The 23,104-nt window shown below is 66.6% G+C and carries 23 protein-coding genes; 19 read left to right on the top strand and 4 right to left on the bottom strand.

Features of this window, described 5'->3' with window-relative positions; all coding sequences use genetic code 11:
- Positions 1–147 precede the first annotated feature (147 nt).
- The 3 genes from AABQ55_RS23450 to AABQ55_RS23440 all read right to left on the bottom strand — a co-directional run bounded on the left by AABQ55_RS23450 (position 148) and on the right by AABQ55_RS23440 (position 1,529).
- Positions 148–627, bottom strand: a complete 480-nt coding sequence (locus tag AABQ55_RS23450) for a hypothetical protein (protein ID WP_272807773.1) — start codon at positions 625–627, stop codon at positions 148–150.
- A gap of 109 nt (positions 628–736) precedes the next feature.
- Positions 737–1,354, bottom strand: a complete 618-nt coding sequence (locus tag AABQ55_RS23445; protein ID WP_272807774.1) for a helix-turn-helix domain-containing protein — start codon at positions 1,352–1,354, stop codon at positions 737–739.
- A complete protein-coding gene (locus AABQ55_RS23440; RefSeq protein WP_272807775.1) occupies positions 1,344–1,529 on the bottom strand; it encodes a hypothetical protein in 186 nt (61 codons plus the stop codon). The genes AABQ55_RS23445 and AABQ55_RS23440 overlap by 11 nt, the downstream gene beginning before the upstream one ends.
- Before the next feature lie 334 nt (positions 1,530–1,863).
- Here AABQ55_RS23440 and AABQ55_RS23435 point away from each other — a divergent pair, with 334 nt between their 5' ends.
- The 5 genes from AABQ55_RS23435 to cysE are packed head-to-tail and all read left to right on the top strand — an operon-like array spanning position 1,864 to position 6,366.
- Positions 1,864–2,817 carry a sulfonate ABC transporter substrate-binding protein gene (locus AABQ55_RS23435; protein ID WP_272807776.1) on the top strand — a complete coding sequence of 318 codons (954 nt, stop codon included), beginning with the start codon at positions 1,864–1,866 and terminating at the stop codon, positions 2,815–2,817.
- Complete coding sequence (locus tag AABQ55_RS23430) at positions 2,817–3,653, top strand: ABC transporter permease subunit (RefSeq protein WP_272807777.1); 837 nt, start codon at positions 2,817–2,819, stop codon at positions 3,651–3,653. Before AABQ55_RS23435 ends, AABQ55_RS23430 begins: the two co-directional genes overlap by 1 nt.
- Complete coding sequence (locus AABQ55_RS23425; RefSeq protein WP_272807778.1) at positions 3,650–4,393, top strand: ABC transporter ATP-binding protein; 744 nt, start codon at positions 3,650–3,652, stop codon at positions 4,391–4,393. Before AABQ55_RS23430 ends, AABQ55_RS23425 begins: the two co-directional genes overlap by 4 nt.
- A gap of 48 nt (positions 4,394–4,441) precedes the next feature.
- Positions 4,442–5,482 (top strand): isopenicillin N synthase family dioxygenase, encoded by a 1,041-nt coding sequence (locus AABQ55_RS23420; protein WP_272807779.1) that lies wholly within the window; start codon positions 4,442–4,444, stop codon positions 5,480–5,482.
- A 35-nt stretch (positions 5,483–5,517) separates the two neighbouring features.
- Positions 5,518–6,366, top strand: a complete 849-nt coding sequence (cysE, locus tag AABQ55_RS23415; protein ID WP_272807780.1) for a serine O-acetyltransferase — start codon at positions 5,518–5,520, stop codon at positions 6,364–6,366.
- 55 nt (positions 6,367–6,421) lie between these two features.
- Here cysE and ssuD read toward each other — a convergent pair whose 3' ends face one another.
- Positions 6,422–7,591: an FMNH2-dependent alkanesulfonate monooxygenase gene (gene ssuD / locus AABQ55_RS23410; protein WP_244766425.1), complete on the bottom strand. Its 1,170-nt coding sequence runs from the start codon at positions 7,589–7,591 to the stop codon at positions 6,422–6,424.
- A 477-nt stretch (positions 7,592–8,068) separates the two neighbouring features.
- On the opposite strand from ssuD, the gene AABQ55_RS23405 reads away from it, so the two are divergent.
- From AABQ55_RS23405 to AABQ55_RS23340, 14 genes are all read left to right on the top strand, one after another.
- Positions 8,069–9,103: an ABC transporter substrate-binding protein gene (locus tag AABQ55_RS23405; protein WP_272807781.1), complete on the top strand. Its 1,035-nt coding sequence runs from the start codon at positions 8,069–8,071 to the stop codon at positions 9,101–9,103.
- 4 nt (positions 9,104–9,107) lie between these two features.
- Positions 9,108–10,109 carry an ABC transporter permease gene (locus tag AABQ55_RS23400; protein WP_272807782.1) on the top strand — a complete coding sequence of 334 codons (1,002 nt, stop codon included), beginning with the start codon at positions 9,108–9,110 and terminating at the stop codon, positions 10,107–10,109.
- Positions 10,109–10,894: an ABC transporter ATP-binding protein gene (locus tag AABQ55_RS23395; protein ID WP_272807783.1), complete on the top strand. Its 786-nt coding sequence runs from the start codon at positions 10,109–10,111 to the stop codon at positions 10,892–10,894. The genes AABQ55_RS23400 and AABQ55_RS23395 overlap by 1 nt, the downstream gene beginning before the upstream one ends.
- A complete protein-coding gene (locus AABQ55_RS23390; RefSeq protein ID WP_272807784.1) occupies positions 10,884–11,183 on the top strand; it encodes a hypothetical protein in 300 nt (99 codons plus the stop codon). Before AABQ55_RS23395 ends, AABQ55_RS23390 begins: the two co-directional genes overlap by 11 nt.
- Before the next feature lie 26 nt (positions 11,184–11,209).
- Positions 11,210–12,571 (top strand): O-acetylhomoserine aminocarboxypropyltransferase/cysteine synthase family protein, encoded by a 1,362-nt coding sequence (locus AABQ55_RS23385; RefSeq protein WP_272807785.1) that lies wholly within the window; start codon positions 11,210–11,212, stop codon positions 12,569–12,571.
- Between the two features lie 222 nt (positions 12,572–12,793).
- Positions 12,794–14,026 (top strand): acyl-CoA dehydrogenase family protein, encoded by a 1,233-nt coding sequence (locus AABQ55_RS23380; RefSeq protein ID WP_272807786.1) that lies wholly within the window; start codon positions 12,794–12,796, stop codon positions 14,024–14,026.
- A gap of 5 nt (positions 14,027–14,031) precedes the next feature.
- A complete protein-coding gene (locus tag AABQ55_RS23375; RefSeq protein ID WP_272807787.1) occupies positions 14,032–15,084 on the top strand; it encodes a methionine ABC transporter ATP-binding protein in 1,053 nt (350 codons plus the stop codon).
- A complete protein-coding gene (locus tag AABQ55_RS23370; protein WP_272807788.1) occupies positions 15,074–15,733 on the top strand; it encodes a methionine ABC transporter permease in 660 nt (219 codons plus the stop codon). The genes AABQ55_RS23375 and AABQ55_RS23370 overlap by 11 nt, the downstream gene beginning before the upstream one ends.
- A 20-nt stretch (positions 15,734–15,753) precedes the next feature.
- Positions 15,754–16,566 (top strand): MetQ/NlpA family ABC transporter substrate-binding protein, encoded by an 813-nt coding sequence (locus AABQ55_RS23365; protein ID WP_272807789.1) that lies wholly within the window; start codon positions 15,754–15,756, stop codon positions 16,564–16,566.
- A gap of 74 nt (positions 16,567–16,640) precedes the next feature.
- The gene (locus AABQ55_RS23360) at positions 16,641–17,906 is read left to right on the top strand and encodes an SfnB family sulfur acquisition oxidoreductase (protein ID WP_272807790.1); all 1,266 of its coding nucleotides are present in this window, start codon (positions 16,641–16,643) and stop codon (positions 17,904–17,906) included.
- A 35-nt stretch (positions 17,907–17,941) separates the two neighbouring features.
- A complete protein-coding gene (locus AABQ55_RS23355; RefSeq protein WP_272807791.1) occupies positions 17,942–19,309 on the top strand; it encodes an LLM class flavin-dependent oxidoreductase in 1,368 nt (455 codons plus the stop codon).
- A gap of 156 nt (positions 19,310–19,465) precedes the next feature.
- Positions 19,466–20,470: a sugar ABC transporter substrate-binding protein gene (locus AABQ55_RS23350; protein WP_272807792.1), complete on the top strand. Its 1,005-nt coding sequence runs from the start codon at positions 19,466–19,468 to the stop codon at positions 20,468–20,470.
- A 61-nt stretch (positions 20,471–20,531) separates the two neighbouring features.
- On the top strand, positions 20,532–22,064 hold the full coding sequence (locus AABQ55_RS23345; protein ID WP_272807793.1) for a sugar ABC transporter ATP-binding protein: 1,533 nt from the start codon (positions 20,532–20,534) through the stop codon (positions 22,062–22,064).
- Positions 22,054–23,103, top strand: coding sequence for an ABC transporter permease (locus AABQ55_RS23340; RefSeq protein WP_272807794.1), 1,050 nt, complete (start codon positions 22,054–22,056; stop codon positions 23,101–23,103). Before AABQ55_RS23345 ends, AABQ55_RS23340 begins: the two co-directional genes overlap by 11 nt.
- Position 23,104: the final 1 nt, after the last annotated feature.

Genomic DNA, 23,104 nt, shown 5'->3' with positions numbered 1-23,104 from the left:
ATGATTCTCTATAAAAATTATAGATTAAAGGAAAAGCGCGCTATTTTCGGCTCGTCTGGAGGAAAGATCGCCCACGCATCCGGTGCCTCCCAGGCCCCGGCGGGCGTATCGCGCGCCGCTCCTGCTTTTCCGGAGCTTTCCCGTCTCTCAGATAACGGAGGATTTTCCGTGATATCGAACGGTTTTGCATTCGCAGCGGATGGGGCGTTCGTTCCATTGGAGGAAAGATTCTTGGAAAGAATTATCTCCTTGAGCGTGTTTCGCGCATTTATTACCCATCCGGTCATTGAAACGCGAAACACGGGCCGCGGGCCGGGAGACCTTGATGAACACTGCGATGAACATGATGCCGATGATGAACGCCATGATGGGTGGCATGGGCCAGCCGATGATGTCGCCGATGATGATGAACGGCATGATGCCGATGATGGGCGGCATGCCCATGATGATGCCGATGCCCATGCCGATGATGATGAGCACGATGTCCTGCAAGATGACCGACGCCGGCATGGTCTGCGAGATGAAGCCGATGGACGGCATGGACCCGGCGATGTTCATGGAATGCTGCAAGCGCATGATGGCCATGATGAACGGCGGCATGCCGACGATGATGATGTGCGGCGGCATGATGATGTGCTGCTCGATGGCCGCCTGAGGCGCATCGCACCGCAAAGCTATAAGGCCTCCCCTTCGGGAGGCCTTTTCATATGGGCCGGGCCTTCCTTGGGGAGGCCCCTCATATGTGGATGACGTCCCGGTATGTCGAGACGAGATAGACGGTCGCGGGGCTGCCGGTCATGTTGCGGTAGACGTGCGGCACGTCCGCCTCGAAGACGAGGGCGTCGCCTTCACCGAGAATATAGGGCTGCTTGCCGACGATCACTTCGACCGTGCCTTGCGCGACGACGAGGTTTTCCACGGTGCCGTTGCGGTGGGCCTCGGCCCGCTCGGCATGGTGCGGCGCCAGCCGCAATTCGTAGAATTCCACGGTGCGGTCACCGTCATAAGGAAAGAGTGCGCGGGTCTCGAATTTCCCGTCGCTCGACGACAGGGTCTTGGAGGCCGAGCGGGTGAGCAGCACCGTCGCCGGCTCTTCCGCCTCGATGATCAGAGAGCCGCAGGTGACGTCGAGGGCCGCGGCGATCTTGGCGAGGATGCTGAGCGTCGGGCTGCTCTTGCCCGTTTCGATCTGCCCCAGCATGGCCCGGCTGACGCCGGAAACCTTGGCGAGCCGGTCGAGCGAATAGCCGCGCTGCGTTCTCAGCCGGCGCAGGTGCTGGCCGGTCCGGATGCAGATCGCGTCCGACGGCGCCGGTGCAGTTTCCCGGTCGAGCACGGCGACTTCACCGCGCATAGGCCCACGGGCTCGCGACGACCGGGAAGAACGTCCAGACAGGAACCCACATCATCATCGGCTGCATGCCGGTCGGCTGTATTGCGGCCTGCGCTGGAAGAGACGGCGCGGAGGCCTTGCGGCGTGCGTCGCGATAGGCCTGGAAATCAACGATCTTCGCACTTTCGGCTGCCATGAATGTCCCCCGGCGTGATTGTCTATAAGAATTATGTGTTTCTCCCCGGCATGAAAGGCAGGCCCACTCAAAAGGGGTGGCGTGGCAGGAAAAGTTTTTCCTTTGCCGGGCTCGGCGCGAAACGGGAGGCGAGGCGCCAGGGTGTTTCTGCGATGCCGGGCCGGCGCAAGCGGCCGGGCATTTTTCTGCCATGGCTGCGGCGTCGATGCCCGACGAAAGGGGACGGCATAGGAGAAAAAACTACGGGCCCGGGAAAGGTTGGAATGGGCGCCCTCGAAATCAATTATATTCTATAGATTATATAATCTAATTGATCTTGACCCAGGGGAATGCCATGAAGATTTCACGCCGCTTTTTCTCGACGGCTCTCGCTGCCCTGCTCGCCCTGCCGCTTCTCGGCGGCGGGCCGGCATACGCTTCCGACAAGACGGTCCGCATCGGCTACCAGAAATACGGTACGCTCGTTCTGCTCAAGGGCAAGGGCCTCCTTGAGGAAAAGCTGGAGAGGATCGGCTATACGGTGACCTGGACGGAGTTTCCCGCCGGCCCGCAGCTGCTGGAGGCGCTCAATGTCGGCGCCGTCGATTTCGGCACGACCGGCGAAACGCCGCCGATTTTCGCACAGGCCGCCGGCGCGCCGCTCATCTACATCGCCCACGAACCGCCGGCCGCGCGCGGCGAGGCGATCCTCGTGCCCAAGGACAGCCCCATCAAGACGGTGGCGGACCTCAAGGGCAAGACGGTCACGCTCAACAAGGGATCGAATGTGCACTACCTGCTCGTCAAGGCGCTGGAGGAGGCGGGCCTGAAATATAGCGACATCAAGACCTCCTTCCTGCCGCCGGCCGATGCCCGCGCCGCCTTCGAGCAGGGGGCGGTCGATGCATGGGTGATCTGGGATCCCTTCCAGGCGGCCGCGGAAGTGGCGATCGAGGCACGCGAGCTGCGCAACGGCGAAGGCATCGTGCCGAACCATCAGTTCTATCTCGGTGCGAAGAGCTTCGTGGAGAACAATCCCGAGGCGGTTGACGTGGTCATTGAGGCCGTTGCCGAGATCGACGAATGGGCGAAGGCCAATACCGCCGCGGCCGCGGCGGAGCTTGCGCCCTCCGTCGGCATTCCGCAGGATGTGCTCGCCATCGCGCTCGAGCGCCAGTCCTATGGCGTCAAGGCGATCGACGAGAGCGTCATCAGGCAGCAGCAGTCGATCGCCGATACCTTCTTCGACCTCGGCCTGATCCCCGAGAAGATCTCGATCGCGGATGTCGTGCGCAAGGGTGGTGCCTGATGGCGGAGACGTCGGCGGCCGGTTATGCTGCCGGCGAAACCCGCAAGCTCAACCTCAAGGGCCTGGGGAGCGCGCTGGCGCCCTGGGCCCTTCCCGTCGTTCTCCTCATCGTCTGGGAGATCGCGGCGCGGACGGGCCTCGTGACCGCCCGCCTCATGCCGGCGCCGACGACCGTCGCCGCCGCGTTCTGGCGGTCGCTGCTGGACGGTTCGCTTCTCGTCCACACGCTCGCCTCCACGCAGCGCGCGCTGATCGGCCTTGCCATCGGCGGCGGGCTCGGCTTCGTCGCGGGTGTCGTCAACGGATTGTGGAAGCCGGCCGAGACGGCATTCGACAGCACGCTGCAGATGGTGCGCAACATCCCGCATCTGGCGCTCATCCCCCTCGTCATCCTCTGGTTCGGCATCGACGAGACGGCGAAGATCTTCCTCGTCTCGATCGGCGTCTTCTTCCCGATCTACATCAACACCTTCTACGGCGTGCGCACCATCGATCCGCAGCTTGTCGAGATGGCTTCCGTCTACGGGCTCGACCGCAAGGCGCTGATCACGCGCATCATCCTGCCCGGCGCATTGCCCTCCATTCTCGTCGGCCTGCGCTATGCCCTCGGCTTCATGTGGCTGACGCTCATCGTCGCCGAGACGATCTCCGCCACCAGCGGCATCGGCTACATGACGATGAACGCGCGGGAATTCCTGCAGACGGACATCGTCCTGCTCGGCATCATCGTCTACGCCCTTCTCGGCAAGCTTGCGGATGTGGCGACCCGCGCGATCGAAAAGCGCGTGCTGGTCTGGCACCCCGCCTATCAGGCACGGCAGGGAGGAGAGCGATGAGCACCGCCGCTTTCGATATGCCGGATGCCGCGGCGGGCCTGCCGATCTCGCTGTCGCGGGTGGAGAAGTCCTTCGGCAGGCTGAATGTGCTCGCGAACTTCAACCTGGAGATTCCGGCGGGCAAGTTCCTTGCCGTCGTCGGCCGGTCGGGCGGCGGGAAGTCGACGCTGATGCGTCTTGTCGCCGGCCTCGACACGCCTGACAGTGGCCGCGTCGGCATCGGCGGGGGCAAGGTCGAGCGCCTGCATCCCTCCGTCCGCCTTCTCTTCCAGGAGGCGCGCCTGGTGCCGTGGCAGCGCGTCGTCGAGAATGTCGGCATCGCCCGCGGTGCGAACTGGCAGGAGAAGGCGAGGCGTACGCTTGTCGATGTCGGGCTCGAAGGCCGCGAGAACGACTGGCCGAGCGTGCTTTCCGGTGGCCAGCGGCAGCGCGTGGCGCTTGCCCGGGCGCTGGTCAGCGAGCCGCAGATCCTGCTGCTCGACGAGCCCTTCGGCGCGCTGGACGCGCTGACGCGCATCGAGATGCACCGCCTGCTGGAGCGGATTTGGACGGATCGCCGCTTCACCACGGTGCTGATCACCCACGACGTCGCGGAAGCCGTGGCGCTGGCCGATCGCGTCGTCGTGCTGCGCGAGGGTGCCATCGCCCTCGATATCGACATCGATCTCGACCGTCCCCGGCAGGAGCTTGCCGACCCGCGGGCCGTCGATCTGCAAAGGCAGATCCTGGACGCCGTGTAGAACCATCCTGCCGCGGCGCCGGCCGGAAGTCATCCTTATGAGGCCCCCATGACCATCCATGCCAAACCCGTCCATCTGCCGACCATCGACTTTTCCCGCTTCTACGGCAGCCCCGAAGAGCGCGCGGGTTTCATCCGGGAACTGACGCGCATCCTGCACGATCACGGCTTTTTCTATCTCACCGGCCATGGCGTGCCGCAGAGCCTGATCGATGACGTGCTGGCCGCATCAAAGCGGTTCTTCGCCCTGCCGGAAGCGGACAAGCTGTCGATCGAGATGGTGAAGTCGCCGCATTTCCGCGGCTACAACCGGGCCGGTTACGAGCGCACCCGCGGCGAGCAGGACTGGCGCGAGCAGCTCGACATCAACACGGAAGGCACGCCGGTCGAGGATGGACCGGACACGCCCTGGAACCGCCTCTACGGCCCCAACCAGTGGCCTGAAGCCCTGCCGGACCTGAGGCCGCTGCTGCTGCGCTATCAGGCCGAGGTCACCCGCATCGGCATCGATGTGCTGAAAGCCATCGCACTTTCGCTCGGCCAGCCGGAAAACGCCTTTGCCGAAATCTACGAGCCGTCGCCCTCGCAGCTTCTGAAGATCATCCGCTATCCCGGCCGCGAGGCCGCCGGCAGCGACCAGGGCGTCGGCGCGCACAAGGACGGCGGTTTCGTCACGGTACTGCTGCAGGATACGACGCCGGGCCTGCGTATCCGCACGGAGGAGGGCGTCTGGATCGAGGCGCCGCCGGTGCCGGGCACCTTCGTCATCAACAGCGGCGAGCTCTTGGAGCTTGCGACCAACGGTTTCGTGCGCGCCGACGTGCACGATGTCGTCACGCCGCCCGCCGGCACGGAGCGCTTCTCCGTCGCCCTCTTCCTCGGCGCGCGCTACGACGCGACCATCCCCGTCATTCCCCTCGCGGAGGCGTTGAAGCGCGGCGAGCGCGGCGTGACGGTCGATCCGCTCAACCCGATCTTCCGCGAGGTCGGCATAAACCACCTGAAGAGCCGCCTCAGGTCCCATCCGGATGTCGCGGCAAAGCACCATCCGGACCTGCTGCACCTGTTGGAGAAGCCGGCAAAGGCGTGAAGTCCTTTCCCGTCCCAGTCCGAGGAGATCGGGCCATGCCCGGACACGAGAGCAACGTCGTTTTCCTTCCCGTCGAGGACGCGGCCCGCGGCGTGGTCGCCACGCTTTGGCAAGCCCTGCGGGAGGAAGCAGCCGCGGCAGCCCAGCGCGACCAGGCGCTGGCGCGGGCGATGAACTCGGCCGTGCTGATGCATGCGAGTTTCGGCCATGCGCTCTCGCACCGGCTGGCGATCAAGCTGGCCGACCACGACGTCGACCGCGACGAGCTGCTCGCGCTCATTTACGGCGCCTATACCGACAGGCCGGGCCTGCTCGGGGCGGCGGCCGCGGACCTCCAGGCGGTGAAGGACCGTGATCCCTCGAACAGCGAGGCGCTGACGCCCTTCCTCTATTTCAAGGGCTTTTCCGCATTGCAGGCCTACCGTGTCGGCCATTGGCTCTGGGCGACGGGCCGGCGGCACCTTGCCCGCCACATCCAGAGCCGGATTTCGGAGACCTTCGCGATCGACATCCATCCAGCCGCGGTGATGGGACGCGGCATCATGCTGGATCACGGCAGCGGCCTCGTCATCGGCGAGACGGCAGTGGTGGAGGATGACGTCTCCATCCTGCAGAACGTGACGCTCGGCGGGACCGGCAAGGAAACGGGCGACCGGCATCCGAAGGTGCGCCGCGGCGTGCTGATCGGAGCGGGCGCGAAGATCCTCGGGAACATCGAGGTGGGCATCGGCGCGAAGATCGGGGCCGGCAGCGTCGTCGTCGGGCCGGTCGCGCCCTACACGTCTGTCGTCGGCGTTCCGGCGCGACCGGTGGGCAGGCCCCATACGGTCCTGCCGGGCGTGACCATGGACCAGAGCCTCAGCGAGCCGGAATACATGATCTGAGAAGGCCCGTGTTTGCCGCCGGGTGGCCCACCCGGGGAGGCGGGATTGATTGCGGCTAGGATGCCGACGTCAGCTTGACGTTGCCGCCGTGGCCGCCGCCGCCGAAGACCTGATGGCCGCCGAAGGACGAGCGCAGCTGGCCCCGGGGGCCGGGCAGGCCGAGTTCCGGGAAGAGGAGCTCGGAGACGCGATAGGCCTCCTCGACATGCGGATAGCCCGAGGCGATGACCGTGTCGATGCCGAGCGCCTGGTACTCGCGAAGCCGGGCGGCGACGGTCTTCGGCGAGCCGACGAGGGCTGTGCCGGCGCCCGAGCGCACGAGGCCGATGCCGGCCCACAGGTTCGGCGAGACCTCCAGCTTGTCGCGCCGGCCGTTGTGCAGGGCCACCATGCGGGCCTGGCCGACGGAATCGGAGTTCTTCGTCAGCACCGCCTGAGCCGAGGCGATGGCCTCGTCCGAGAGCTTGGAGATCAGCCGGTCGGCGGCCTCCCATGCCTCTTCGTCCGTCTCGCGGACGATGAAATGCAGGCGGATGCCGAAGGTCGCCTCGCGGCCCTTCGCGGCGGCGGCCTTGCGGGCATGGGCGATCTTCTCGGCGACCTGCGCCGGCGGCTCGCCCCAGGTGAGGTATTTGTCGACGATGCCGCCGGCGAAATCGATCGCCGCATCGGACGACCCGCCGAAATAGATCGGCGGGCGCGGCTGCTGCACCGGTGGCAGGCCGAGCTTCGCGTCGATTGCCTTTATATACTTGCCGTCGAGGGTGGAACGGCCGGTCTCGATCAGCTCGTTGAAGACCTGGATGAATTCGGCCGCGTGGTCGTAGCGCTCGTCATGCGGCAGGAAGATGCCGTCGCCGGCAAGCTCTTGCGCGCTGCCGCCGACCACGATGTTGAGCAGCAGGCGGCCGTTCGACACGCGGTCGAGCGTGGAGGCGAGGCGGGCGTAGTAGGCGGGCGTCGCCGTGCCGGGGCGGATGGCCACGAGGAATTTCAGCTTCTCGGTCCGGGCGGCGAGATCGGCGGCGAGCACGAAGGATTCCTCGCACGCCGCGCCGACGGGAATGAGCACGCCGGAATAGCCCAGCCGGTCGGCCGCAACCGCGATCTCCCGGAAATAGCCCGGGTCCGGCGGGCGGCTGAGCTCGTCCGAGCCGAGATAGGAACCGTCGCCGGAACTTGGGATGAACCAGAGGAAATCGAGGGGCTGGTCGGATTTGCTCATGCGCTGTCTTCCGGATTGAGGAACGGGATGCCTCGTAAGATAATAAATTCTATAGTTTGAGTAAGAAATTATATTCTCTTGTACCGCCCGCCCGCGAATTAATCCTTGCGCGGCGCCGGTGGAGCACCGTTGGTGGAGCCGGATCTCGTCCTGCCGCGCGCTGCAGCTTTCCGGGGACAGCGCTTGATGGCCGGTTTCGATCTGCGAAGTGTGGGGGCTGCCTGTAACCTGGGAGGCTTGGGTGTTTCTCGAAGAGGCCGGCCGAAGAAGCCGCGGACGATATGCTCAGGCCAGGCCGCTTGCGGTGACAATAGTCCATGGAAGCGCCTGTTGCCGTGCGCGAAGGAACGGCAAATCCGTCGCGCGGGCGAACGGCAAAAGAATATTCCCCGATAGCCTTTCGAAATAATCTATAAAATCTATAAACTAAATGTGATTTTGCTACGCTGGCCGCATCACTTCGCGAGGGGACATCCGATGAGCCAGCAATCCGAAACCATGCTTTCCAGGGGCCTGTCGCGCCGCGGCCTGATCAAGGCGGCCGGCGTCACGGCCGTTGCCGCCACGGCAGGCGTCATCGGCGCGCGCTCGACGCGCTATGCCATTGCCGGCAACCTCATCCCGATCAAGCTGGAATGGACCGAGGTCGCCGCCTGCCATTCTCCCGTCGGCTTCGGCCTTGCCAAGGGCATCTATGCCAAGCACGGCCTCGATGTGGAACTGTTCTACCAAGGGGCGAGCGGCCAGACGCTCATCCAGGCGCTCGCCACCCGCAAGGCCGAGGCCGGCCCCGGCCTGCTCTACGACTGGCTGAAGCCGATCGAGCAGGGCTTCGACGTGCGGCTCTTCGCCGGCTCGCACGGCGGCTGCCAGAGCATCCTCGTCAAGCCGGAGAGCGACATCACGACGCTGACGGACCTCAAGGGCAAGACGATCGGAACGTTCGACGTCATGTCGCCCTCGCGCGTCGCCTTCTCGGTCGCGCTCGCCAAGGCGGGGCTTAATCCGGAAACCGACGTCACCTGGAAGGTCTTCCCCTTCGACCTCGTGGCCGAGGGCGTGCTGAAGGGGGAGGCGGATGCCGTCGCGCACATGGACCCCTGGGCCTATTCCTATGAGAAGCAGCACGGCTTCCGCCGCGTCGCCGACACGCAGACCGGCAGCTTCAAGGACCGCGTCTGCTGCGTGCTCGGCGTCAATGGCGACTACTACGAAGCCAATAGGGACGCCATCAAGCGCGTCGCCGCCGCCAACCTCGAAATCCACCAGTACACGGCCAAGCACCCGGACGAGGTGGCCAAGTGGTATTTCGACACCTTGAAGCCGGGCCTCTCGCTGGAGGACCTGACGGAGGTGCTTGCCGCCTTCACCTACCACGACCACTGGTTCGGCAAGGACCTGCTGAAGGAGGTGCGGATCGGCTACGAGGACCTGAAGCTGACCGGTGTCATCGACGCCTCCACCGATCCCGAGGAGATCGCGAGCCGCATCACCATCGACATCTTCGCGTGATGCCATGAGCGCGGCGGTCGAGGACACATTCGGCGGGGCAGGGCGGCGCACCTTCGCCCCCTCTCTTCCCGGCATCTGGCGCAACGGGCTGTTTGCGGCCGGCACGTGGTTTCTCGCCGCGGCGCTGACCTATGTTCTGCCCGATGTCATCACCTGGGGCGCGACGCAGCTCTTCGCCCTCCTCGCGCTGGCCGGGGCGGGGATTTTCCTTGCGCTGTCGGTCACGGTCCACCGGCTCGGCGGCCTTGGCCGCACGCTCGTCCATTACGGGCCCTGGTTCATCGTGCTCGGCCTCTGGCTTGCGGTCTGGGAAGTGCTGACCGCCAAGCTCGGCTGGCTGCCGAAGCCGTTCTTCTCGCCGCCGCAGGGCCTGCTGCATGTCTATGTCACGGACTGGGACCGCCTGCTGATCTGCGTCGCCTATACCGGCCGGCTCTGGGGGCTCGGCTTCTTTTCCGGCGTCCTCGTCGGCTTTGCAGGCGGCGTCGCGCTCGGCTGGTCGAAGCGTTTCGCCTATTGGGGCATGCCGCTTCTCAAGCTGATCGGGCCTGTGCCGGCAAGCGCCTGGATTCCCTGCACCTTCTTCATCTTCCCGTCCACCTTCCACGCCTCGATCTTCCTCGTGGCGCTCGCTTCGGGCATCCCGGTCGCGATCCTCACGGCGGCGGGCGTCAGCCAGGTCAACCGGTCCTTCTACGACGTCGCCCGCACGCTGGGCGCGGACAACCGCTTCCTCATCTTCAAGGTCGCGATTCCCGCTTCGCTGCCGAACGTCTTCGTCGGCCTCTTCATGGGGCTCTACTATTCCTTCGCCGTGCTGGTCGTCGCCGAAATGCTTGGCGCCAAGTTCGGCCTCGGCTGGTATCTCCAGTTCAACACGGCCTATTCGGCCTATGCCAATGTCTATGCCGCCCTCATCGTCATGGCGCTGATCTGCGCCGGGCTCGTGCGCCTCCTGTTCGTCGTGCGCGACCGCCTGCTCGGCTGGCAGAAGGGGATTCTCTGATGGCGCTGGCTCTTGCGGAAACCGCTGCCGACAGCATCGCGCTCGACGTGGAAGGCGTTTCCCATCGCTACGAGCTCGACGGCAAGGACCTGCAGGTTCTCGACGATGTGAGCCTGACGATCGCGCCGGGCGAATTCGTCGCCCTGCTGGGACCGTCCGGCTGCGGCAAGTCCACGCTGCTGCGCCTTGCCGCCGGGCTGGAGACGCCGACCGCCGGCAAGGTGCTGGAAAACGGCCGGCCGATCACCGCGCCGAACCCCGACCGCATCCTCGTCTTCCAGGATGCGACGCTGTTTCCCTGGCGCACCGTGCGCGGCAACGTCGCGACGGGCCTCGAGGCGCGCGGCCTCGTCCGCGAGCGGGGACACCGCATCGACGAGGTGCTGACGCTGGTGAAGCTGGAAGGCTTTTCCGATTTCTACCCGCACCAGCTTTCCGGCGGCATGGCGCAGCGCGCCGCGCTCGCCCGCGCGCTCGTCAACGATCCCAAGCTGCTGCTGCTCGACGAACCCTTCGGCAAGCTCGATTCGCTGACGCGGCTCAGGATGCAGAACGAGCTCCTCGATCTGTGGAAGAGCGCCGGCTTCACCGCACTGCTCGTCACGCACGATGTCGAGGAGGCCCTGCTGCTCGCCGACCGCGTCATCGTGCTCTCCGACCGGCCCGCTTCCATCGTCGCGGAGGTGCGCGTCGGCCAGCCGCATCCGCGCCGCCGGGACGATGCGAACCTCGTCGCGCTGCGCCGGTCGCTGCTCGAAAAGCTGGGGATCTCCCATGACGTCTAGCGCGCGGCTCGCCCACCACGCCGTCGCGCTTGCCGGCGGTGTCCTCGCTGTCCTTGCCGTCGGCTGGTGGTGGCTGATCTTCGGCAAGGTCGTCGAGAACGACTACCTCACCGTCCGCCAGGCCGTCACGTGCCTTGCCGGCGCGAGCGACCTCTGCACGCTCGCCCAGGCACTGTGCACCAACGATCATCTCTACGGCATCCGCTGGTATGCGCCGGAAGCCTTCTGGGCCGCGGCGAGCATTCTCGTTGCGGGCGCCATCCTGTCCGTCCGTCCCTCGCGCGCCTGAATGCGCCGCAGCAAAGGAGAAGTGCCATGACGATCCATCAAGCCCCCGAGGTCGCCGAACAGGATATCGTCGAGGTCCCGGCCGGAGCCGCGACCTTCAAGAGCCGCCATCCCGAGACGATCGCGCTGCACGGCGGCAGCTTCCGCTTCGATCCGGCAAGCGGCGCGGTCGCCGTGCCTATCTACCAGACGACGTCCTTCCAGCTGCCCGGCACGGACGGCGCCGACAGGCTCTTCGCCCTCGAAGCGCCCGGCCATCTCTACACCCGCGTCTCCAACCCGACACAGGACGCCTTCGAGCAGCGCCTGGCCGAGCTTGAAGGCGGCGCGGCCGCGCTGGCGCTCTCCTCCGGCCAGGCGGCCTCGGCTTTCGCGATCCTCAACGTCGCCCGGGCCGGCGACAACATCGTCAGCGCCGCCGGTCTCTACGGCGGCACCTGGGCGCTCTTCGCCGCGACCCTGAAAAGCTTCGGCATCGAGACCCGTTTCGTCGATGTGTCGGACCCGCAGGCCTTCGAGGCGGCGACCGACGAGCGTACACGCGCCTACTACGCCGAATCCCTGCCGAACCCGAAGCTGGAAGTCTTCCCGATATCCGAGGTCGCGGCCATCGGCCGCCGGCACGGCATTCCGCTGATCGTCGACAACACGGCAGCGCCCCTGATCATCCGGCCGCTGGAGCACGGCGCGGCGGTCGTCGTCTACTCGACCACGAAATATATCGGTGGCCACGGCACCTCCATCGGCGGCGCGATCGTCGACGGCGGCAATTTCCCCTGGGCGGAGCATGCCGCGCGCCAGCCGAACCTCACCGAGCCGGATGCAAGCTACCAGGGCAAGACGTGGATCGAGAAGGCCGAGGCCATCGCCTTCCATCCCTATATCCTGCGCGCCCGCGCCGTACTGCTGCGCGATCTCGGCGCGGCGATCAGCCCGCAGAACGCCTTCCAGTTCATCCAGGGCCTCGAGACCCTGCCGCTTCGCCTTCGCCAGCACAACGAGAACGCGGTGAAGGTCGCCGAATATCTCAAGGGCCATGCCAAGGTGAAACGTGTCATCTTCCCGAAATTCCAGGACGGCGAGGCGAAGGCGCGGGCGGACACATATTTCAAGCCGGGTTATTTCGGCGCGCTGGTGGGCTTCGAGCTGGAGGGCGGGCGCGAGGCGGGGCGCCGCTTCATCGACAGCCTCCAGCTTTTCTATCACCTCGCCAATATCGGCGATGCCCGGTCGCTGGCGATCCACCCGTCGACGACGACCCATTCGCAGCTCTCGCTGGAAGACCAGCTCGCGACCGGCGTCACGCCCGGCTATGTGCGCCTTTCCATCGGCCTCGAACATCCCGACGACCTGATCGCCGATCTGGAACGAGCCATCGCGCTGGCCTGAGGCCGGCCACCCCGATCGGCGTGTGACCCCGGCGCTTCCTCCTCGCGCCGGGGTTTTCCTTGCGCTGCGTGCGCTCCGGCAGCGAGGGGAACAGCGTTTCGCTTTATAATATATAAAAAAGATAGAATTTCTGTATTTATCTGCGGCGAAGGCTACTCTCCTCGTCAATTCCAAGCGTGACCGGTTCCAAGGCCGGCACGGCAGCGACGATGAGCAGGATGCATGACGCAGATCGATAATGCCTGGGGCGCCGGCCCCGGTGAACGATATGAGGCGCTGGCCGCGCCGTTCCGGCCGATTTTCGCGGAGATAGCCGCGCAGGCGACCGCGCGCGACCTGGGGCGCGATCTGCCATACGAGGCGATCCGCCGCTTGAAGGAGGCCGGTTTCGGCGCGGTCCGCCTGCCGGTGGAGGCGGGCGGCAAGGGGGCGAGCCTGCCGCAGTTCTTCAATCTGCTGATCGAGCTTTCCGCAGCCGATTCCAATGTCACGCAGACCCTGCGCGCCCATTTCGGCTTCACCGAGGATATCCTGAACACGAAGGATGCCGCACGCCGCGCCCTGTGGGTCGCCCGCATCGCGCGGGGCGAGACCGCCGGCAGCGCCTGGAGCGAGATCGGCGCAGGCGCGGCGCTCGACCGCTTCTCCACGACCGTCGCGGAGAAGGATGGCCGGCTCGTCCTCAACGGCGAGAAATACTACACGACCGGCTCGCTCTTCGCCGACTGGATCGATGTCGGCGCGAGCGACGCGGCGGGCGAGGGGATCGCCGTCGCGGTGCGGCGCGAGGCCGCCGGCGTCGCGGTCATTGACGACTGGGACGGTTTCGGCCAGACGCTGACGGCGAGCGGCACGGCCATCTTCCGCGACGTCGTGGTCGAGCCCGGGGACATCGTCGTCGACGACGAGCGCTTCAAATATTCGGCCGCCTTCTACCAGCTCGTGCACCTCGCCACGCTCGCCGGCATCGGCCGGGCGATCGCTGCCGACGTCGCGAAAGCCGTGGTGGAGCGCCGGCGCACCTATACCCACGCCGCGGCCGCGCGCCCCAGCGAGGATCCGCAGGTCCTGCAGGTCGTCGGGCGCATCCGCGCCGCGGCCTATGCGGCGGGGGCGATCACCCTCCAGGCGGCCAACGGCGTCCAGCGCGCCTTCGAAGCGCATTTCGTCGACGATGCGGAGGCGGAGGAAAAGGCCAATGCCATTGCCGAGCTTGAAGCCGCGCAGGCCCAGACGGTCGTCTCCGACCTCATCCTCGAAGCCGCGACGCTGCTCTTCGATGCGCTCGGCGCCTCCGCGACGAAGAAGTCCGCCGGCCTCGACCGGCACTGGCGCAACGCCCGCACGCTCGCCTCGCACAATCCGCGCATCTACAAGCACCGCATCATCGGCGATTTCGCCGTCAATGGCACGCCACCGCCCTATCAGTGGCGCATCGGCGCAAGCGCGGGCTGACGGCGATGATAAGGCTTGAACGCGTCACCAAGAGTTTTTCCGGCAGGGAAGGCGCGGCCGCCGCGCTCGACGGCGTCGATCTCTCCGTCGCCAAGGGCGAGATTTTCGGCGTCATCGGCTCCTCCGGCGCGGGGAAGTCGACGCTGGTGCGGCTCATCAACCTCCTGGAGCGCCCGAGCGGCGGCGACGTCTTCGTCGCCGGCGAGCGGGTGACGGAGGCCCGCGGCGAGCGTCTGCGCGCCCTTCGCCGGTCGATCGGCATGGTCTTCCAGCATTTCAACCTGCTCAGCGCCCGCACGGTCGCCGGCAATGTCGCCTATCCGCTGGAGCTGACCGGCGAATACGGCAAGGCCGAGATTTCCGGGCGGGTCGCCGCGCTGCTTGCCCGCGTCGGCCTTTCCGAACACGCCGGGAAATATCCGCGCCAGCTTTCGGGCGGGCAGAAGCAGCGCGTCGGCATCGCACGGGCGCTCGCCTGCGAGCCTTCGGTCCTTCTCTGCGACGAGGCGACGAGCGCGCTCGATCCGCAGACGACGGGTGCGGTGCTCGATCTCCTGCGCCAGATCAACCGCGACCTCGGCGTCACCATCGTGCTCATCACCCATGAGATGGACGTGATCCGCCGCACCTGCGACCGCGTTGCCGTGCTCGATCGCGGCCGCGTGGTCGAGGAGGGGCCGGTGACGGACGTCTTCCTGCACCCGCGCCACCCCGCGACGCTGCGGCTGGTGCGCGAGGCCGAGCCGGACGGCGGCTCGCTCGACGCCGTCGCAGGGGCCGATCTCGGCGGGCGCACGGTGCGCCTCACCTTCACGGGGCCTGCCGCGCACAAGCCCATCCTCGGCCGCATCGCCCGGGAAAACCTCGTCGACTACGCCATCCTCGCCGGCCGAGTCGGCCATATCCGCGAGACGCCCTATGCGCAGTTCATCGTCTCGCTCTCCGGGCGGGACGTGGCAGGGGCGATCGCGGGCCTTCGGGCGAGCGGCGTCGACGTGGAGCTGCAGGGCGGCGCGCTGCTCGCACTGCCGGAGGAAAGGCCCCGCCATGTCGTTTGAGAACATCTACTGGGGCGATATCGGCGCGGCGCTCGGCCAGACGCTCGCCATGGTCGGCGGTGCGCTGCTGCTCACCGTCATCGTCGGCCTGCCGCTCGGCATCCTGCTGTTTCTCACCGGGCGGCAGCAGCTCTTCCAGGCGCCGGTCGCCTATGGCGGCCTCTCCTTCGTTCTGAACATCATCCGCTCGGTGCCCTTCATCATCCTGCTCATCGTGCTGATGCCGGTCACCGTCATCGTTACGGGCACGTCGCTCGGCATCCGCGGCATCATCTTCCCGCTCGTCGTCGGCACAGCGCCCTTCTTCGCGCGGCTGGTGGAGACGGCGCTGCGCGAGGTGGATCGCGGCGTCATCGAGGCGAGCCTGGCCATGGGCGCCTCGACGCGCCAGACGATCCTGCGCGCCGTGCTGCCCGAAGCGCTGCCGAGCCTGCTGGCGGCCGTCACCGTCACGGCGATCGTGCTCGTCGACTATACGGCGATGTCCGGCGCGATCGGCGGCGGAGGGCTCGGCGACCTCGCCATCCGCTACGGCTACCACCGGTTCCAGACCGAAATCATGCTGGTCTGCGTGGCGATCCTCATCGTCTTCGTCCAGCTCATCCAGGCGAGCGGCAACCGTCTCGTCGCCCACTTCTCCCGTAAATGACCCGCGCCAGGAGGACCCACATGCGCATCCTGAAATCGCTCACCATCGCCGCCAGCCTCGCCTTCGCCGTCTTCGGCTCCGCCAGGGCGAACGAGACGCTCGTCGTCGGCGCCACCGCCATTCCGCACGCCGAGATCCTCGAATTCGTCAAGCCGATCCTCGCCAGGGACGGCCTCGACCTCGATATCCGCGTCTTCACGGACTACATCCAGCCGAACGCCCAGCTCGTCTCCGGCGAACTCGACGCCAACTATTACCAGTACCGGCCGTTCCTCAACGACTACAACCGGGAGCGCGGCACGGAGCTGGTGCCCATCGTGCCCGTGCATATCGAGCCCTTCGTCGCCTATTCGACGAAGATCGATTCGGTTGGGAAGATCGGGGACGGCGCGACCGTCGCGATCCCGAACGATCCGGTCAATGGCGGGCGCGGCCTGCTGCTGCTCCAGAAGCTCGGCCTCATCAAAGTCTCCGGCAAGCCGGAGCTGACCTCGCCGGAAGACCCGCTGCCGACCATCAAGGACGTGGTCGAGAATCCGAAGAACCTCAAGATCGTCGAGCTGGAATCCGCGCTCCTGCCGCGCGCGCTCGGCGAGGTCGATCTCGCCGCGCTCAACGGCAACTACGTCTTCGAGGCCAAGCTCGACATCTCCAAGGCGCTGCTGATCGACCGCGGCCAGGACGGCCACAATGTCTGGAGCGAATATCTCGTCACCCGCCCCGAGACCAAGGACGACGCGCGCGTCGCCAAGCTCGCCAAGGCGCTGAACAGCGAGGAGACGCGGAAATTCATCGAGGAGCGCTACAAGGGACAGGTGGTCGCCGCCTTCTGATTTTTCGTCCCTCGCCGCCGGGCTGCGCCCTATCGCAGCCCGGCAATCCCTTTCTGAAATGACGGCCGAGACCGATGACCCCGACCCAAGCCACCGCCCGACAAACCCCCGCCGATCCCGCGCCCGGCGACCCCGGCTGGCTGCCCGCCCCGCCGGAAAGGCCTGCCCATGTCATCCGCGACGACGCGGAGGCGATCGCCGTCGCGGAACGGCTGAAGCCGCTGTTCGCCGCCGAGGCGAAGGAGCGCGACCGGGAGCGGCGTCTCCCCTTCGCGGAGGTCGACCTCTTCTCCGAAAGCGGCCTGTGGGGCATCACCATCCCGAAGGAATATGGCGGGGCCGGCGTCTCGCAGGTTACGCTTGCAAGAGTTTTCGCGACGCTTGCGGCGGGCGATCCCTCGCTGACCCAGATCGCCCAGAACAGTTTCGAGATCATCGATGTCATCCGCCAGACGGGGAGCGAGGCGCAGAAGCACGAGCTGTTCGGCGCGGTGCTGGCCGGCAAGCGGCTCGGCAACGCGTTTTCCGAGTTCGGCGGCAAGAACGTCGAGGCCTTCGAGACGAAGCTTGTCCGCAAGGGCGATCATTTCGTGGTCTCGGGCCGGAAGTTCTACGCCACCGGCGCGCTCTTCGCCCATCTCGTGCCCATCGTCGCGCTGGATGAGGCAGGCCATGTCGTCGTCGCCGTCGCCGACCGGGGCGCGGCGGGGCTGGAGGTCGTCAACGACTGGTCGGCCTTCGGCCAGCGCACCACGGCAAGCGGCACGGTGATCCTCGACGAGGTGGCGATCCCGGAAGCCCGCGTTCTGCCCGCCCATATCGTCTACGAGAACCAGAGCGCCGTCGGCCCGCAGAGCCAGCTCATCCATGCGGCGATCGACGCCGGCATCGCGCGCGGGGCCATCGAGGCGACCATCGACCTCGTGCGCAACCACGCCCGCCCGTGGATCGACAGCGGTTCCGACACGGCGTCGGACGATCCCTACACGATCGCGGCGATCGGCGACCTCAAGATCCGCCTGCACGCCGCCGAGGCGCTCTTGGAGCGGGCCGGCCGCCAGCTCGACGAGACCATCGCCGACGTCACCGAGGAGACGATCGGCAGGGCGAAGATCGCCGTCGCGGAAGCCAAGGTGCTGACGACGGAAGTGGCGCTCGCCGCATCCAACAAGCTTTTCGAGCTTGCCGGCACGCGTTCCACGCTCGGCGCGCACAATCTCGACCGTTTCTGGCGCGACGCACGCACCCACACGCTGCACGATCCGGTGCGCTGGAAGTTCCATGCGGTCGGCCAGTATTACCTCAACGGCGTGCAGCCGCCGCTGCATTCGTGGATTTGAACGGGGAGGGCGCGTGCCGCCTTCCGCAAGAAGACATGCGAAAAGAAATCCTCCTCAACGCCTTCACGATGAACTGCGCCGGCCATATCAACCATGGGCTTTGGACCCATCCGCGCGACCAGTCTCACCGCTATACCAGGCTCGGCTACTGGACGGACCTGGCGGCGACGCTGGAGCGCGGCCTGTTCGACGGCGTGTTCCTCGCCGACATCGTCGGGGTCTACGATGTCTATCAGCAGTCCGTCGACCTGACCTTGCGCGAATCCATCCAGCTTCCGGTCAATGATCCGCTGATGCTGGTCTCCGCCATGGCGGCGGTGACGAAGGGGCTCGGCTTCGGCGTTACGGTCAACGTCAATGCGGAGGCGCCCGCCATCTTCGCGCGCCGTATCTCGACGCTCGACCACCTGACGGAAGGCCGCATCGGCTGGAACATCGTCACCGGCTATCTCGACAGCGCAGCGCGGGCGATGGGCGAAACCGCGCTCGGCGAACACGACCGGCGCTACGACCGGGCCGACGAATTCCTCGATCTCCTCTACCGGTTCTGGGAAGGAAGCTGGGACGACGCCGCCGTCATCCGCGATCGCCGCGCCCGTGTCTATTCGGACCCGGCCCGGGTGCGAAAAATCCGGCACGAGGGAAAATTCTACCGCGCCGAGGCCTATCATCTGAGCGAGCCTTCGCGCCAGCGCACGCCGGTGCTCTACCAGGCCGGCACCTCCGGTCGCGGCCGGATGTTCGCCGCCCGCCACGCCGAATGCGTCTTCATCTCGCCGCCCGACACCGGCGTCGCCCGCACGGCGTCGCGCGCCATCCGCCAGGGCGCGGTGGAAGCGGGCCGGCGGGCGGAGGACGTGCGCATCTTCGCCGGCCTCACCGTCGTCGTCGACCGTACGGAAAAGAAGGCGAAGGAGAAGTTCGAGGATTACGCCCGCTATGCCAGCCCCGAGGCGGGCCTTGCGCATTTCTCCGCCGGCACGGGCATCGATTTCTCGCAATACGATCTCGACGAGCCGATCGCCTACGGCAAGGGCAATTTCGTGCAGACCTCCGTCGATCTCGCCCGCGCGCGCGGCTGGACGAAGCGCTCCATCCTCTCCGGCATGGCGCTCGGCGGGCGTTATCCGCTGATCGTGGGCGATCCCGCTCAGGTTGCCGATGCACTGGAGGAGTGGATCGCCGAGGGCGAGGTGGATGGCTTCAATCTCGCCCGCACCGTCGCGCCGGAAAGCTACGAGGACTTCATCGATCTCGTCATTCCGATTCTGCAGGAGCGGGGGCGCTACAAGACAGCCTACGGCGCGGGCAGCCTTCGCAACCGCCTTTTCGGCGAAGGCGACCGCCTGCCGGACCGCCATCCTGCCGGCGCGTTTCGCGCGCGGGCGGAGGGCGCGGAGTGAGGGGCGGGCATGGAATGGACATGGCGCCGGCGTCCCTTCGGTCCGCCGCGCCGAATCTTTTCCCAAGGCGCCCGTATTTTGGAAATTCCTGCCTGTCGCCGCTCGTTAGTATATTTAATTTATAGATTATATCATTATTGATCTGACGGGGACATCATGACCGACGACATCCGCTCCGGCGTCAACCGCCGCAATCTCCTCAAGCTCACCGCAGTGGCCGGCGTGGTGGCGGGAACGGGCCTTCTTGCGGCGCGCACCGCCGCGGCCGAGGACGGGCTTTCGCTCAAGGGCAAGCGCATCGGCATCAGCACCGCCGGCACCGATCATTTCTTCGATCTCCAGGCCTACAACGCCCAGATCGAGGAGGTGAAGCGTCTCGGCGGCGAGCCGATCGCCGTGGATGCCAGCCGCAATGACGGCAAGCTTGTCTCCCAGCTCCAGACGCTCATCGCCCAGAAGCCGGACGCCATCGTCCAGCTTCTCGGCACGCTCAGCGTCATCGATCCCTGGCTGAAGAAGGCGCGCGAGGCCGATATTCCGGTCTTCACCATCGATGTCGGCTCGGTCAACTCGATCAACAATTCCACCTCGGACAACTGGGGCATCGGCAAGGATCTCGCCCTCCAGCTCGTCTCCGATATCGGCGGCGAGGGCAATATCGTCGTCTTCAACGGCTTTTACGGCGTCACGCCCTGCGCCATCCGCTACGACCAGCTCGTCAACGTGGTCAAATATTTCCCGAAGGTGCAGATCGTGCAGCCGGAGCTGCGCGACGTGATCCCGAACACCGTTCAGGATGCCTTCACCCAGATCACCGCGATCCTCGCCAAATATCCGGAAAAGGGATCGATCAAGGCCATCTGGTCGGCCTGGGACATCCCGCAGCTCGGCGCGACGCAGGCGCTCGCCGCCGCCGGCCGCACGGAGATCAGGACCTATGGCGTCGACGGCAGCCCGGAAGTGCTCCAGCTCGTCGCCGATCCGAATTCGCCGGCCGCCGCCGACGTTGCCCAGCAGCCCGCCGAGCTCGGACGCGTCGCGATCCGGAACGTCGCCCGCTACCTCGCCGGCGAGACGCTGCCGCGCGAGACCTATGTGCCGGCGCTGCTCGCCAACAAGCAGAATGTCGGCGAGGTCTCCAAGAAGCTCGGCATCGGCTGAAATCCGGCGCGGACCGCGGCGGCCTCGCCGCGGTCTCTTTCTTTCAACGGGGAATGCGGCCATGGCGGACACGGCAGGGCGCGGCGCGGCGATCGTCCGGCTCGAAAACATCGTCAAGCGCTTCGGCGGCGCCGAGGCGCTTTCGGGTGCGTCGCTCACCGTCGAGCGCGGTTCGGTGCATGGCCTCGTCGGCCAGAACGGCGCCGGCAAGTCGACGCTGATCAAGCTCATCGCCGGGCTTCACCGGGAGGACGAAGGTATGGTCGAGATCGACGGCAAGGTCTATGACCGGCTGACGCCGCATCTCGCGGAAGAGCTCGGCATCCATTTCATCCACCAGGATCGCCTGCTCGTCCCGACCTTCACGGTGGGCGAGGCGCTGTTCCTCGGCCGCGAGCTGCGGTTTCTCGGAACGCCCTTCCTCGACCGCGCGGCGATGCGGCGGAGGTCCGCCGAGATCCTCGAGCGCTATTTCGGTCTCGCGCTGCCCCATTCCGCGCTGATCGCCGATCTCTCGGCGGCGGAAAAGCAGATCGTGCAGATCACCCGCGCGCTCATCGCCAGTCCCAAGGTGCTGGTCTTCGACGAGCCGACCGCGGCGCTCGTCCGGCGCGAGGCGGACCTGCTCTTCCAGCTCATCCGCCGCCTCAGCGCGGAGGGCGTCACCATCCTCTACATCTCGCACTATCTCGGCGAGATCGTCGACCTCTGCGATACGGTGACGGTGCTGCGCAACGGCCGCGACGTCGCGACCCTGCCGGTCGCCGGAACCTCGGCGGCCGAGATCGGCGCCCTGATGGTCAATCGCGATATCGGCGAGCTCTATCCCAAGCCCGACGTCGCGCCCGGCGAGGTGGTGCTGGAGGTGGAGAACCTGGCGCTTGCCGGCCGCTTCGATGCCGTTTCCTTCACGCTGCGCAAGGGCGAGGTCCTGGGTCTTACCGGTCTCGTCGGCTCGGGCGCCAAGGAGGTGGTGCGCACGCTCTTCGGCCTCGACCGGCCGACCGGCGGTACGGTCTCCGTCAAGGGCGAGGCCGTGTTCTCCGCCGATCCCGCCGCGGCCACCGACCGCCGCCTGGCGCTGGTGCCGGAGGACCGCCGCCGCGACGGCGTCGCGCTGGACCTCTCGGTCACCGAAAACACCACGCTCGCCAGCCTCGGCCGTTTCTCCCGCGGCCTCATCGACCGCGGCGCGGAGCGGCGCCAGACGAAAGACCTCGTCAAACGGCTGCAGATCAAGACCGACGGCGTCGATGCCCTGGTGAAGACGCTCTCGGGTGGTAACCAGCAGAAGGTGGCGATCGCCAAATGGCTGAGCCGCCAGTCGGAAATCTACCTGCTCGACGAGCCCACGGTCGGCGTCGACATCGCCGCCAAGGTGGAGATCTACCGGCTGATCGGCGAGCTTGCCGAACGCGGCGCGGCTGTGCTCGTGCTCTCCTCCGACATCGAGGAACTGCTCGGCGTCACCGATCGCCTTCTCGTCTTTTTCCGCGGCCGTGTGACGCGGCAGTTCATCTCCTCCGAAACGAGCCCGAACCAAGTCCTTGCGGATGTGACGGGTGCCCACGAGACGCTTCGCCATGCTGGTTGACGCCCCCTATATTCCGGCCTCCGCTCTCGAAATCGAGGCGCAGAAGGCTGTCGAGCCGGGAAGGCCCGGCCCCGCCTTCGGCCGCCGCCTCGCCACGCTGGCGCTGCGGGGCGGGGCGCTTGCCGTCTTCGTCGGCGTCCTTGTCGTCTTCTCCGTCACCGCGCCCTTCTTCCTCACCATCGGCAATATCGGCAACGTGCTCGGCCAGTCGGCCATTGCCGGCGTTCTGGCGATCGGGCTCACCATCGTCATCATCGCGGGCGGCTCGAACGTGGTGACGGGCGGGATCGACCTGTCGCTCGCCGCGAATATGGGGCTCAGCGCCGCCGTCTACGCCTCGCTGGCACAGGCGGGGCATGGCGACGGCGTCGCCATTGCAGGCGCGCTCGGCACGGGGCTCGCCATCGGCGCGGTCAACGCCGCCGCCGTCACGCTCGCCGGCATCGTGCCGCTGCTCGCGACGCTCGCCGTCATGAATGTCGTCGCCGGCCTCGAGCTGGTGCTGACGCAGAACACCGTCGTCCCGGCCTCGAGCGAATTCCTCTCGGCGCTTTCCGCCGGCGGCCCGTTCGGCATCCCGGTTCTCGCCTATGTCCTCCTCGGCTTCACGCTGGTCGTCGCGGCCGTCGTGCAATATACGCCGCTGGGCCTTCGCCTCTATGCGGTCGGCGCGTTTCCGGATGCGGCGCGGGCGGCGGGCCTGCCCGTCAAGTCCTTCGTCGCCGGCTCGTTCCTGGCGAGCGGCCTGTGCGGCGGGCTCGCCGGCATCCTGTCGGTCTCCTATCTCTCGGGCAGCACCACCGGGGCCGGCGACATGCTGCTGCCGGTCGTCGTCACCGCCCTGCTGGGCACGGTCTTCTCCCGCCGGCTGGCGCCGACCGTGACCGGCACGCTGCTGTCGGCGCTCTTCGTCGGCTTCCTCATCAACGGCTTCCAGCTCCTCAACATTTCCAGCACGCTGGTGAGCGGCGTGCAGGGGCTGCTGATCCTGCTCGTCGTTTCCGCCACCACGCTGCTCGGCCGCAAGGAGAACGCCTGAC

It is taken from the genome of Shinella sp. WSD5-1 (assembly GCF_963942435.1).
Taxonomy (GTDB): Bacteria; Pseudomonadota; Alphaproteobacteria; order Rhizobiales; family Rhizobiaceae; genus Shinella; species Shinella yambaruensis.
This window is presented reverse-complemented; position numbering and strand designations above follow the sequence as displayed.